A 12,664-nucleotide genomic window follows, 5' to 3' on the forward strand; every position below is an offset into this window, starting at 1 on the left:
TCTTACTAAATTGACGCAGATGAAAAGACGGAGTTGTCATGAACGCGCCGGCCGCTGAGTTGACCGAACACACCAGCCGCCGAAGCGGTGGCCGCCTTGGGCGCAAGGCCCTGCGAGGGGCGCCCATAACCTCGTTCCCGACCCTTGTGCGCAAGATTCCCGTCTATCAGATGGTTCCGGACGAGGCGGTGGAACTGATCCACGAGGAATCGCTCAAAATCCTCGAGGAGGTGGGCTGCGAATTCCGCGACGATGGCGCGATCGAGCTCTGGAAGGCGGCCGGCGCCGATGTCAGGGAGACGCGTGTCCGCATCGACCGTGCGCTGCTGATGGAGCTCGTCTCGAAGGTTCCGTCGGAGTTCACGCTCAACGCACGCAACCCCGAGCGCACGGTGCGCGTCGGCGGCAACAACTCGATCTTCGTGCCGATGTATGGCGCGCCCTACGTCCGCGACCTCGACAACAACAGGCGCTACGGCACGCTCGCCGACCTCAACAATTTCCACAAAATGGCCTATATGGCGCCGGCGCTGCATTCCTCGAGCTCGGTCATCTGCGAGCCGATGGAAATCGCTGTCCCGAAACGGCATCTGCACATCATCCATTCGGCGCTGAAGCATTCCGACAAGCCGTTCATGGGCATCGTGACGTCGAAGGAGCGCGCCGAGGACACGATGGCGATGGCAGGCATCGTCTTCGGCGAGGCGTTCGTGCGCGACAACCCTGTCCTGGTGGCGATTACCAATTGCAATTCGCCGCTGGTATGGGACGCCACCATGATCGACGCCATGCGGGTCTACGCGAGCCACAACCAGCCGCTGATCCTGGCGCCTTTCGCGCTGTGCGGCGCTTCGACCTCGGCTTCTGCCGTCGGCGCGGTGGCGCAGGTCAACGCCGAGGCACTTGCCGGCGTGGCGTTGACCCAGCTCATCCGCCCAGGCTCGCCGCAGGTCTACGGCCAGTTCATGGTCACCGTCGACATGAAGACCGGCGCGCCGATGGGCGGCACGCCAGAGGCCGCCCAGATGATGTATCTGATGGGGGCTCTCGCGCGGAAATATCGCCTGCCGTGGCGTACCTCCGGCTTCCATGTCGGCTCCAAGCTGAACGACGCCCAGGCGGGTTACGAAGCGAACATGCTGATGCATGCCGCTATCCTGTCGGGCGCCAACTACATCTGGCATTCCGCCGGCTGGCTGGAAGCCGGCCTGACTTGCGGCTATTCGAAATTCGCCACCGACTGCGAGCAGCTTGTCGGCTGGTACAAATATGCCGGCGGGCTCTCCTTCGACGATTTCAAGGAAGCCATGGCGGCGATCCGCGAGGTCGGGCCGCAGGGCCATTTCCTCGGCACCCAGCACACGCTCGAACATTTCGAGTCCGCCTTCTTCATGCCCTCGATCATGGACTTCAACTCCTACGAACAGTGGAACGCCGAAGGGGCGAAGGACCACGACACGCGCGGCCGCGAGAAGGCACGCTACATGCTCGCCGACTACGAGGAGCCGAAACTCGACGAGGGTATTGCCGAGGGTCTCAGGGATTTGATCGCGCAGCGCGAGGAGAAGCTGCCGGACACGGTGAGTTGACGAAAAAGGGCGAAGACCCGACGAACACCATAAGGGAGGAAGAAAATGGCACTTTTCACAAGCAATGGTGATCGAGTTCCAAGCGCGATCGAAGCCATGGCGCAGGAGGCGCGGGCCGGCCGCATGGACCGGCGTGAGTTCCTGGCGCTGGCAAGCGCATTCGGTGCATCGACGGCTCTTGCCTATGGCATGATCGGTCTTGCCGCGCCACGACAGGCCCTGGCCGAGGAGCCGAAGAAAGGTGGCACGCTGCGCGTCTCGATGTCGGTCAAGGCGCAGAAGGACCCGCGCACCTACGACTGGGTGGAACTGGCCAACATTTCGCGCAGCTGGCTGGAGCCGCTGGTACGCTACACCAGGCAATTCACCTTCGAGCCGGTGCTGCTTGAAAGCTGGGATATCAACGACGACGCTACCGAATATGTCCTGCATGTGCGCAAGGGCGTCACCTGGAACAATGGCGATGCCTTCAATGCCGATGACGTCGCCCACAATCTGGCGCGCTGGTGCGAGAAAGGCGTCGCCGGCAATTCGATGGCCGCGCGCGTCGGCGCGCTGATCGACGCGAAGACCGGCAAGGCGCGGGACGGCGCGATCAGCAAGGTCGACGACCACACCGTCAAGCTGAAGCTCAGCGAACCCGACATTTCGCTGATCCCGAACTTCACCGACTATCCTGCGCTTATCGTGCACCGCAATTTCGATGCCGACGGCGCCGATCCGGTCAAGAAGCCGATCGGTACGGGACCGTTCGAACTCGTCTCCTACGATGTCGGCCAGAAGGCGGTGGTGAAGCGCCGCGAGAACGGCAAATGGTGGGGCGGCGAGGCGCCGCTCGACGGCGTCGACTTCGTCGACTACGGCACCGACTTCAATGCCACGGTGAACGCCTTCGATTCCGGCGAGATCGACCTCAATTTCGAGAGCCCGGCCGACTTCATCGATATTCTCGACAAGATGGGCCTGCAGAAATCCGAGGTCGCGACGGCAACGACACTCGTTGCCCGCACCAACATCACGCACAAGCCCTATGACGACAAGCGGGTACGCAACGCGCTGCAGATGGCCGTTGACAACAATGCCGTCTTGCAGCTCGGCTATGCAGGGCGCGGCACGGTCGGTGAGAACCACCATGTCAGCCCTATCCATCCGGAATATTATGCTCTGCCCAAGAAGGAGCGCGACGCCGCCGGCGCCAAGAAACTGATGGCGGAAGCCGGTCAGGCCGACTTCGAGCACGAACTGATCACCATCGAGGACGATTGGCAGAAGAACACCGGCGATGCGATCGCCGGTCAATTGCGCGATGCCGGCATCAAGGTGAAGCGCACCGTGCTGCCGGGGTCGACCTTCTGGAACGACTGGACGAAATATCCCTATTCGATGACCATCTGGTACATGCGCCCGCTCGGCGTCCAAGTGCTGGCGCTGGGTTATCGCAGCGGCGAGGCGTGGAATGAAACGGCCTATTCCAACCCCGATTTTGACGCCAAGCTCAAACAGGCGCTCTCGCTGATCGACGTAGCCAAGCGCAAGGAGGTGATGAAGGACGTCGAGCAGATCCTGCAGGATTCCGGCGTCATCATCCAGCCGTTCTGGCAGAAGCTGTATAGCCACACCAACAAGAAGGTGAAGAACTACGGCGTCCACCAGACCTTCGAGATGGACCTCCAGAACGTCTGGCTGGACGGCTGAAAGCAGGCCAGGCAGGGACTTCATGATCCGCAAAAAAGCCGGTATGCAGGATGTGTGGTGTTGATTGCTTCAAGCCATCAAAAGCCGGAGATTCTGCATGAGACGGACAGTGATCCTTGCCGCCCTCGCGACAGCCTTGCCCGCGGCCGCCTTCGCCGGACCGGCGTCCGACGCGGTGAGGTTTTTCTATGCTCCGGCGGTCAAATTCGAGGCCGATGCACAATACCGGGATCGCTTCACCGAGCCGGTGACGAAACTGTTCGATCTCAACGACCAGGCGACCAGGAAGAATCCCGACCAGGTCGCCTGTATCGACTTCGATCCCGGTCTTGATGCGCAGGATTTCGACCAGAAGACCGTCTCCAAGACCCTGAAACTGTCCGAGGCGGTGGATGGAGGCGTGGCCGAGGTTACGGCAACGTTCAATCTTTTCCCGGAAGGCGATGATTCCAGACGCGAGATGGTTTGGTCGCTGAAGAAGGTGGATGGCAAGTGGAAGGTGTCGGACATTGCTTCGAAGACGAGCGACTGGACGCTGAGCAAGCTCGAATGTATGGCGGGCCAAGATCCGGAGTAATGCCATGGCCCGCTACGCTTTGGCACTGTCGGCCATGTGCCTGCTGGCGGCGGGCTTGAATGGCGCCGACGCACAGGGCTTGTTCGGCGCCCCACCGGCAAACGCCCCGGCGCAGACCGCGCCGGGCGATGGCGGGTCGCCGCCCGCCAATGCACCCGGCGGTGCGGTGGAACCGGCAACGCCACCCCTGGCATGGCCGCCATCCGAGCCGTCCGCGCCCGTGTTGCCGGGTTCGCCGACAGCGGTGGTCAAGCCGTTCTACGAACATATCGGGCTGGAGCTCGATCCGGCCCAGCGCAAGAATTTCGTCGATCCGGCCAAGACGGTGCTCGACAAGAGTGATGCGTTGCGGGCGTCGGGGCAGGGCGAATGCCTCGACCCCAACATGGCGCTCGACAATGCCGACTACGACAGGCTCGCAATCGACAAGAGCCTGAAGAGCATCGAGGCCGTGAACGGCGATCAAGCCAAGGTCATCGTCGCCTTCGTCGTCGCCGGCAACCAGCACCGTCTCGAATGGAAGCTCAAGAAGGTCGATGGCGACTGGAAGATCTCCGACCTGCTTTCGGTGACCGGCGAATGGGCGCTCAGCCAGTATCAGTGCGAATGAGGGGGCTCAGCCGCGCCCGCGATAGGGGGCGACGCCGGTGTCCGGCAGCCAGGCGCCTTCAGGTGGAGAGCCGGTCTGCCAGAAAACGTCGATCGGAATGCCGCCGCGCGGATACCAATAGCCGCCTATGCGCAACCACAGCGGCTTGGTTGCTGCCACGATGCGACGGCCAATCATGACGGTACAATCCTCATGGAAGGCGCCGTGGTTGCGAAACGAGGTCATGAACAGCTTCAGCGACTTCGATTCCACCAAAGCCGCATCGGGTGCGTAGTCGATGACGATATGGGCGAAATCCGGCTGGCCCGTCACCGGGCAAAGCGAGGTGAATTCCGGGCAGGTGAAGCGCACGATCGCCGGCGGGCCGTCGCCGCGCGAAAACGGCACGGTTTCCAGGACCGCTGCTTCGGGGCTCTGTGGCGTCTCGACGTGCGCGCCGAGCTGGGTAAGGGTTTTTGTATCGATCATGGGCGGGGTTCCTTCGAATTTGCCGCTCATTAGCATCGGACCGAAAGGTGCGCAGCGATTTTCGGACGAATCCGATGCTTAAATAGGAAATGCGGCAGCACTTGCTGCTCAGCACAATTTGAAACCGCAGGAAGACGATGACCAGCAACGACCCGCTTCTCCAGCCCTACCAGCTCAAGCATCTGACGCTGAAGAACCGGGTGATGTCGACCAGCCACGAGCCGGCCTATTCCGAGGACGGCATGCCGAAACAGCGCTACCGGCTCTACCATGCCGAGAAGGCCAGGGGTGGCATGGCGCTGACCATGACCGCCGGCTCGGCGATCGTTTCGCGCGACAGTCCCGCGGCCTTCGGCAATCTGCATGTCTATGACGACCGCATCGTGCCGTGGCTGGCCGAACTCGCCGAGGCCTGCCACGAGCATGACTGCAAGGTGATGATCCAGATCACCCATCTAGGCCGCCGAACCGGCTGGAACAAGGCCGACTGGCTGCCGGTGCTTTCGGCCTCGCCGGTGCGCGAGCCGGCGCACCGCGCTTTCCCGAAAACCATCGAGGACTGGGACATCGAACGCATCGTTGCCGATTATGCGTCGGCCGCGCAGCGCTGTCAGGCCGCCGGCCTCGACGGCATAGAGTTCGAGGCTTACGGCCATCTGATGGATGGCTTCTGGTCACCGGCTACCAATCATCGCGACGACGAGTATGGCGGCTCGCTCGACAATCGCCTGCGCTTCACCAACATGGTGCTCGACGCGGTGCGCGCGGCGGTCGGCGAAAAGTTCGTCGTCGGCATCCGCATGGTCGCCGACGAGGACTTTTCGCAAGGCCTGTCGAAGGAGGAAGGCATCGAGATCGCCAGGCGGCTGGCCGGCTCCGGCAAGGTCGACTTCCTCAACATCATCCGCGGTTCGATCGAGAGCGACGCGGCATTGACCAAGGTCATTCCGGTGACCGGCATGCGGTCTTCGCCGCATCTCGATTTTGCCGGCGAGGTGAGGGCGGCGACGAAGTTCCCGACCTTTCATGCGGCGCGCATCTCCGATGTCGCCACCGCGCGCCATGCGATCGCCACCGGCAAGCTCGACATGGTCGGCATGACCCGTGCGCATATTGCCGATCCGCACATCATCAGGAAGGTGATGGAGGGCCGTGAGCACGAGATCCGCCCCTGCGTCGGCGCCACCTATTGTCTCGATCGCATCTACGAAGGCGGCGAGGCGCTGTGCGTCCACAACGCGGCGACCGGCCGCGAGGCCGAGATTCCGCATATCATCGTCAAGACCGAAGGCCCCAGGCGGAAAGTCGTCGTCGTCGGTGCCGGCGCCGGCGGACTGGAGGCGGCGCGTGTCGCGGCCGAGCGCGGCCATCAGGTCACGATCCTGGAGGCATCCTCGCAAGCGGGTGGCCAGGTGCGTCTGGCAACGCAGAATCCGCGCCGCAAGGAGCTGATCGGCATCATCGACTGGCGGCTGGCCGAACTCGACCGACTTGGCGTCGAGATCCGCTACGACACCTGGGCGGAAAAGGACGATGTTCTGGCGCTGGCACCCGAAGTGGTGGTCGTCGCCACCGGCGGCCTGCCGCAGAACCCGCCGCTGACAGCCGGCGACAATCTCGTCACGTCGAGCTGGGACATCATGGCCGGCAGCGTCAAGCCTGCCGAGAACGTGCTGCTCTTTGACGACAATGGCGGCCATCAAGGCATGGGGGCGGCCGAACTGATCGCCAACAGCGGTGCGAGGCTGGAGCTGGTCTCGCCGGAGCGCTTCTTTGCTCCAGAAATGGGCGGCATGAACCACGTGCCGTATATGCACGCCTTCCAGGAAAGAGGCGTCACCATCACCATCAACACGCGCCTGCGCTCGGTGCGGCGCGAGGGCAATCAGCTGATCGCCGAACTTGCTTCGGATTTTGCCGATGGTTGGCGTGGGGAACGCAAGGTCGACCAGGTGGTGGTCGAACATGGCACGGCGCCGCTTGACGATCTCTACCTCAGCCTGAAGCCGTTATCGAAGAATGGCGGTGCGATCGACTACGAACGCCTGGTCGGCGGTGGCGACATTTTCCCGGTCCGCAATCCAGGATCTGGTTTCGTGCTGCTGCGCATCGGCGATGCGGTCGCCTCGCGCAACATCCATGCCGCCATCTATGACGGCATCAGGTTCGGCCTGCGGATCTGACGCACGGCTCCGCCCAGGTCGGCGCAATTGTTGGCGTTGGTGGCGCGCGGTCGGAGCTGCATACGAGAGCCCATGTATGCCGATCCGGCCGCGCGCCCGCACGTCACTGGCTCGTCGCCGGATAACGTGCGAACGGTAACATGGCGGTGCGGACGGAGTTCAGACCATCCTGGCGATAGCCATGCACAGCACCGTGACCACCAGCAGCCGTGCGGCGATGCGTTCGCCCGTCGCCATTCTGGCGCGCAACTGGGTTTCCATTTCCGCATTGGCGTCGGCAAGCCGCCGGCTGGGCGCCCTGACCATGGCGCCGAGCACGCCGGCGGCGGCGAAAGCCGCCAGTATGCCGAGTGCCAGCACCATTTCCATCGAGCCGAAATAGGCGCCATGGAAGAAATACCACAGCAGCGCCCCGGTCAGGAAAACCATGCCGGCCGCGCCCATCTGCGGTTGGATGAAGCGTTCCGCTTTGATCTCGGGATCGCGCGCGAGCGTGACGGTGGTGCCGGCCCAGAACACGCCTGCCATGACGTGAAGCCCGATGACGACGATGTAGACATATTGCATGACGGCTCTCCTCTCTCGCCTATTGGTCTGCTAACAGTTAGATATCTAACTGTTAGATGTCAATGTATAAGGTGGGAGTCAGTTCCATCTGGGGAGAACACCGTCTAGTGTCCGGCAATGACGCCTTTTGAACGCCCGCCAGTCGGCATGAATCTCGGCCGCACCGCCAAACTTGTCGCCCAGGCCTTCGACGCCGCTTTGGTCGAAGCGGGCGGCACCTTGCCGGTCTGGCTCACGCTGCTGTCGGTCAAGTCGAGCGAACTCGCCAATCAGCGCGAACTCGCCGGCATGATCGGCATCCAGGGCGCGACACTGACCCACCACCTCAATGCGATGGAAGCGCAGGGTCTGCTGACGCGCCGCCGTGATCCCGTCAACCGAAGGGTCCATGTGGTCGAATTGACGGAAGCGGGAGAAGCGCTGTTCGAGAAATTGCGACAGGCCGCGCTTGCCTTCGACAAGCGGCTTCGCACAGGCCTGCCCGACGAGCGCCTGGCGGAGTTTGCAAAGGTACTGGCCACGCTGCGCGACAATGTCGCAAGCTAGGAATACCGGACCACTGGCTCAGTTGTCATAGTTCGGGATCGTTCCAAAGGCGTAGTGGCGCAGCTTCAGCGCGGTGATCAGGTCGGTGAGCTTCGTCTTGCCGTCAAACCCGTCCTGGAACATCTCGTCATGCATCAAGAGGATCAGCTTGCCCGGTTCGGCGAAGTGGCCATAGCCGAACAGATGATCGATCTCGCTGACCAGGTGGTCGACGCTCTGCACCGGCTCGCCGCTGTCCTTGTGCACCCATTCGTGGTCCCAGCCATAGAGATAGAAGCCGGAAGCGGCGACGAATTCGTAGTCGGGGTCCTCGCGGCCGGCTTGCGCGGGTCCGAGCGAGTTGTCGTCCTTTGACATCGACGGCAGCCGGAAGACATCGCGCCCGGGCAGTCGCGCATGCACCGCGGGCTTCAGGCCCAGCACGGCATTCGCCATGAGCATGTCGGCAACCACCCCTTCCGTGTCGCCATAGAAGTGCCGGTAGTGATTATAGGCGTGGCTGTAGCTGTGGTTGCCGATCGTCACCAGCGGCATGGCCTTGGCGCGCCGCACCAGCGCCTTGTTGGACGCACTGGCTTCGGCATGCATGCCGACCATGAACAATGTTGCCGGAACCTGCTCTGCCTCCAGCACGTCGAGGATGTTGCCGGTGCCGTTCAGCGGGCCGTCGTCGAAGGTGAGATAGATGGTGCGGTCCGCCCCATGGGCCGGCAGCGCGGACATCAGGATGGCCGCCAGGACAAACCGAAAGAATGTCATAAGCCGAACGATCCGGTTGTTGCCGCGACAGGCCGCCATCTCGGCGGCTGATTGTCAAGCCGGACCGCTACGCCAGACTGCCCTGCAGGACCCGCAGTTTGGCCTTTTTCGGCATGCGGGCGGTCAACCATTCCAACGCCTTGTCCTGCGGCATCGGGAAGGCGATGGAATAGCCCTGCACCTGGTCGCAGCCGATCGCCAACAGCGAGTCGAGTTCGGCCTCGGTTTCAGCACCCTCGGCGACGATGGAGATGCCGAGGCCGCGGGCAAGCTCGGTGATGGCGCGCACGATCTTCGAGTTGTCGCCATTCTCATGGATGTTCTGGACGAAGCGGCGGTCGATCTTGAGCCGGTCGATCTCATTGGGATTGACGTGGCTGAGCGACGCATAGCCGGTGCCGAAATCATCGAGTTCCAGATGGACGCCGGCGGCCCTGATGTGACGCAGCTTCGCCGCGATGCCTGTCTTCTCATCGTCGAGAATGACGGATTCGACGATTTCCAGCGATAGTTTCTGCGGCGGCAGCCCGGCCTTTTCCAGCGTCTCGAACAGAAACGCATCGAAATCGTGCTCGCGCAGCTCGGTGCCCGAGACATTGACGGCAAGCCGCCCGAAGGCAATCCCGGCGCGGTTCCATTCGGCGGCTTCGTTGATCGCCTTGCTGATCACGATGCGGCCGATCTCCGGCATGAAGCCGCATTTCTCGGCAACCGGAATGAATTCGCCGGGCGAGATCATGCCGCGCTCGTGATGGTTCCATCGCACCAGGGCTTCGATGCCGCTGATCGTGCCATCGGTCAAGGAGACCTGCGGCTGGAAATAAACCTGGAATGCCCGCTCGGAGATGGCGACCTTGATGTCGTGTTCGAGCTGCTTGCGGTAGTCGAGCTCGCGGCGCAACTCCTCCGAGAAGAACGAGAAGTTGCCGCCGCCCATTTTCTTGGCGGAGTATAGCGCCAGATCGGCATGGACGAGCAGGTCCTGCGCGTTGTCGGCGTCGATCGGATAGACGGCGATGCCGCCGCTGGCACCCGGAAGGATGGTGGTGCCCTGGAAGACGATCGGCTCGTTGATGTGCGCCAGGATGCGTCGCGCGAGCATGTTGATGTCTTCGGTGCTGCCCGCTCCGTTGAGGATCATCACGAATTCGTCGCCACCGAGCCGCGCGCACAGATCCGACGCCCGGCAGGAATCGCGCATGCGCTGTGCGGTGACGACCAGGACATAGTCGCCGGCGGCGTGGCCGAGCGTATCGTTGATCTGCTTGAAGCGGTCGAGGTCGAGCTGGACCACCGCCAGCCGTTCACGCCGCCGGTGCGCGCCCTTGATCAGCGTGTCGAAATGATCGGTCAGGAAGGTGCGGTTGTGCAGCCCGGTCAGGCCGTCATGGACCGCGATGAAGGCCATCGAATTGCGCGCATCGACCAGTTCACGCGTCTTGCGCAGGATCGCGTTGGACATCGGCCTGAAGATGAACAGCGCCACCAGCAGGATGACGCCGAGGGTGGCGTAGAACAGCGTGCGGTGGAGCGCGAGCAGCTTTTCGGAGCGCGCGTCGGCATCGGCGCTGATGCGCTGTCCGAGCGCGGCATAGCCCGACAAGGTGGCGTTGGCGACCGAGGCATCGAGGTTGACGCGTTCGGCGCCGCCTTTGTAGCCGTCATTGTCGAGATTGAGTTGCGATTCTAGGGCCGAGATCAGACGGTCGCCATTGGCGATCAGCCCAACCGAGAAATAATCGAGATGGAAGGGTTTGGCGAAAAGCACGCTCTCGATCGACTTCGGATCGAGCTTGGCCGGCGATTGCGGATCCGCGCCGGTCTGCTCGAGCAGCAGATCGTAGTTGGTCTCGAACTCGGCGGTGGCCTGCTTCAGTGCGCTGACCAATGCCGGCCGCTTGTCGCGCGAGGCGGCACCCGTTGCACTGGCCAGGAAGACGATGCGTTGCGACAGGGTCTTCTGCGTGCCGACAATGTCGAGCAAGGTGTTGTTGTGCTGCTGCGTGGCCATCGTCTGCTGGAGCAGGACGAAGGAGGCGGCCACCATGGTTGCAATGATCAGCAGCGCCAGCCAATAGCCGGCCTTGATCAGCAGTATGAGCTTGCCTGAAACGGTTTGCACCGGCTGCTGCGACATGTTCGGGGGCGGCCCTCTCGCCAACGGATTCCTGTATGACCACCATTGAACCGAAAACGTTAACAGGACCGGAAACCCACAGCCGGACGGCAAGGGGAAGACGCGGAAAGATCGCGAAATGGTTATCGGCTCCTTTCGCTGCCGGCCGGCATTTGAACATTGATTGGCGCGAGTGTTCCCTGGTGGTGGCCCGGGCTGTGCCCATGCGTCTCATCCGATGGTGCCCGGCCACCCCATCCGGTCGCTTTTGCGATGGATTTTTTGCGCGGGCGGGACGACAGTCTGGCCACGTCAAACGAGGCCCGATCATGACCGCAGCATTTCTCTCCCATATCGACAGCGAGCTTGCCGGGCTCAAATCGGCCGGCCTCTACAAGTCCGAGCGGGTGATCTCCTCGATGCAGTCGGCTGAGATCGAGGTCGGCGGCGAGAAGGTGCTGAACTTCTGCGCCAATAACTATCTCGGCCTCGCCGATAGCGCCGACCTGCGAAAGGCGGCCTCGCAGGCTCTGGACCGCTATGGCTATGGCATGGCCTCGGTGCGCTTCATCTGCGGCACGCAGGAGGAACACAAAGAGCTCGAAGCGACGATCTCGTCCTTTCTTGGCCTGGAAGACACCATCCTCTATGGCTCTTGCTTCGACGCCAATGGCGGCCTGTTCGAGACGCTGCTTGGCGAGGAAGACGCGATCATTTCGGATGCGCTGAACCACGCCTCGATCATCGATGGGGTCAGGCTGTCGAAGGCCAGGCGCTTCCGCTACGCCAACAACGACATGGCCGATCTCGAGGCGCGGCTGAAGGAAGCCAGGGATTGCCGCTTCAGACTGATCGCCACCGACGGCGTGTTTTCGATGGACGGCATCATCGCCAACCTGAAGGGCGTCTGCGACCTTGCCGACAAATACGATGCCATGGTCATGGTTGACGACAGCCATGCGGTCGGCTTCGTCGGCAGACAAGGCCGCGGCTCGGCCGAGCATTGCGGCGTCGAGGGCAGGGTGGACATCATCACCGGCACGCTGGGCAAGGCGCTCGGCGGCGCTTCCGGCGGTTACACGTCGGGCAAGAGGCAAGTGGTCGACTGGCTGCGCCAGCGTTCGCGGCCCTATCTATTCTCCAACACGCTGATGCCGGCCATCGCCGGTGCCTCGATCAAGGTGTTCGAGCTGGTCCGCGATGGCGATGCCTTGCGCGAGCGCCTCTATGCCAATGCGGCGCGGTTCAGGTCGCAGATGGGCAAGCTTGGCTTCACGCTGGCCGGCGCCGATCATCCGATCATCCCGGTGATGCTGGGCGAGGCGACGCTGGCGCAGGAGATGGCGGCGCGCATGCTGAAGCGCGGCATCTATGTCATCGGCTTTTCCTTCCCGGTGGTGCCGAAGGGCCAGGCGCGCATCCGCACGCAGATGTCGGCGGCGCATTCCAGCGCCGATATCGACAGGGCGGTCGAGGCCTTCGGCGCGGTCGGCAGGGAGCTGGGCGTCATTTCCTGAGCAGCCGGCGCCGAAAAGCGATTCCGGATCAAGAGAT

11 protein-coding genes are annotated in these 12,664 nt (G+C 62.7%); 7 read left to right on the forward strand and 4 right to left on the reverse strand.

Features of this window, described 5'->3' with window-relative positions:
* The first annotated feature begins 38 nt into the window (after positions 1–38).
* The 4 genes from QQK95_RS09475 to QQK95_RS09490 all read left to right on the forward strand — a co-directional run bounded on the left by QQK95_RS09475 (position 39) and on the right by QQK95_RS09490 (position 4,471).
* Complete coding sequence (locus QQK95_RS09475; protein ID WP_284271398.1) at positions 39–1,589, forward strand: trimethylamine methyltransferase family protein; 1,551 nt, start codon at positions 39–41, stop codon at positions 1,587–1,589.
* A gap of 45 nt (positions 1,590–1,634) precedes the next feature.
* The gene (locus tag QQK95_RS09480; protein WP_284271400.1) at positions 1,635–3,284 is read left to right on the forward strand and encodes an ABC transporter substrate-binding protein; all 1,650 of its coding nucleotides are present in this window, start codon (positions 1,635–1,637) and stop codon (positions 3,282–3,284) included.
* A gap of 97 nt (positions 3,285–3,381) precedes the next feature.
* The gene (locus QQK95_RS09485; RefSeq protein ID WP_284271402.1) at positions 3,382–3,861 is read left to right on the forward strand and encodes a DUF3828 domain-containing protein; all 480 of its coding nucleotides are present in this window, start codon (positions 3,382–3,384) and stop codon (positions 3,859–3,861) included.
* Positions 3,862–3,865: 4 nt separating this feature from the next.
* Complete coding sequence (locus tag QQK95_RS09490; RefSeq protein WP_284271404.1) at positions 3,866–4,471, forward strand: hypothetical protein; 606 nt, start codon at positions 3,866–3,868, stop codon at positions 4,469–4,471.
* A 6-nt stretch (positions 4,472–4,477) separates the two neighbouring features.
* Here QQK95_RS09490 and queF read toward each other — a convergent pair whose 3' ends face one another.
* Positions 4,478–4,939 (reverse strand): preQ(1) synthase, encoded by a 462-nt coding sequence (gene queF, locus QQK95_RS09495; protein WP_284271406.1) that lies wholly within the window; start codon positions 4,937–4,939, stop codon positions 4,478–4,480.
* Between the two features lie 137 nt (positions 4,940–5,076).
* On the opposite strand from queF, the gene QQK95_RS09500 reads away from it, so the two are divergent.
* Positions 5,077–7,122 (forward strand): NADH:flavin oxidoreductase, encoded by a 2,046-nt coding sequence (locus tag QQK95_RS09500; protein ID WP_284271409.1) that lies wholly within the window; start codon positions 5,077–5,079, stop codon positions 7,120–7,122.
* A gap of 159 nt (positions 7,123–7,281) precedes the next feature.
* Here QQK95_RS09500 and QQK95_RS09505 read toward each other — a convergent pair whose 3' ends face one another.
* On the reverse strand, positions 7,282–7,689 hold the full coding sequence (locus QQK95_RS09505) for a hypothetical protein (protein ID WP_284271412.1): 408 nt from the start codon (positions 7,687–7,689) through the stop codon (positions 7,282–7,284).
* Positions 7,690–7,806: 117 nt separating this feature from the next.
* Between QQK95_RS09505 and QQK95_RS09510 the strand changes: the two genes are divergently transcribed.
* On the forward strand, positions 7,807–8,235 hold the full coding sequence (locus QQK95_RS09510) for a MarR family winged helix-turn-helix transcriptional regulator (protein ID WP_284271415.1): 429 nt from the start codon (positions 7,807–7,809) through the stop codon (positions 8,233–8,235).
* 18 nt (positions 8,236–8,253) lie between these two features.
* On the opposite strand, the gene QQK95_RS09515 is transcribed toward QQK95_RS09510, so the two are convergent.
* Positions 8,254–8,994 carry a polysaccharide deacetylase family protein gene (locus tag QQK95_RS09515; RefSeq protein WP_284271416.1) on the reverse strand — a complete coding sequence of 247 codons (741 nt, stop codon included), beginning with the start codon at positions 8,992–8,994 and terminating at the stop codon, positions 8,254–8,256.
* Between the two features lie 67 nt (positions 8,995–9,061).
* Positions 9,062–11,131 carry a putative bifunctional diguanylate cyclase/phosphodiesterase gene (locus QQK95_RS09520; protein ID WP_322418742.1) on the reverse strand — a complete coding sequence of 690 codons (2,070 nt, stop codon included), beginning with the start codon at positions 11,129–11,131 and terminating at the stop codon, positions 9,062–9,064.
* A 308-nt stretch (positions 11,132–11,439) separates the two neighbouring features.
* Between QQK95_RS09520 and QQK95_RS09525 the strand changes: the two genes are divergently transcribed.
* Entirely contained in the window at positions 11,440–12,627 is a 1,188-nt protein-coding gene (locus tag QQK95_RS09525; RefSeq protein ID WP_284271418.1) for a glycine C-acetyltransferase, read from the forward strand.
* The last annotated feature ends 37 nt before the right edge of the window (positions 12,628–12,664 follow it).

It is taken from the genome of Mesorhizobium huakuii, assembly GCF_030160235.1.
GTDB lineage: Bacteria > Pseudomonadota > Alphaproteobacteria > Rhizobiales > Rhizobiaceae > Mesorhizobium > Mesorhizobium huakuii.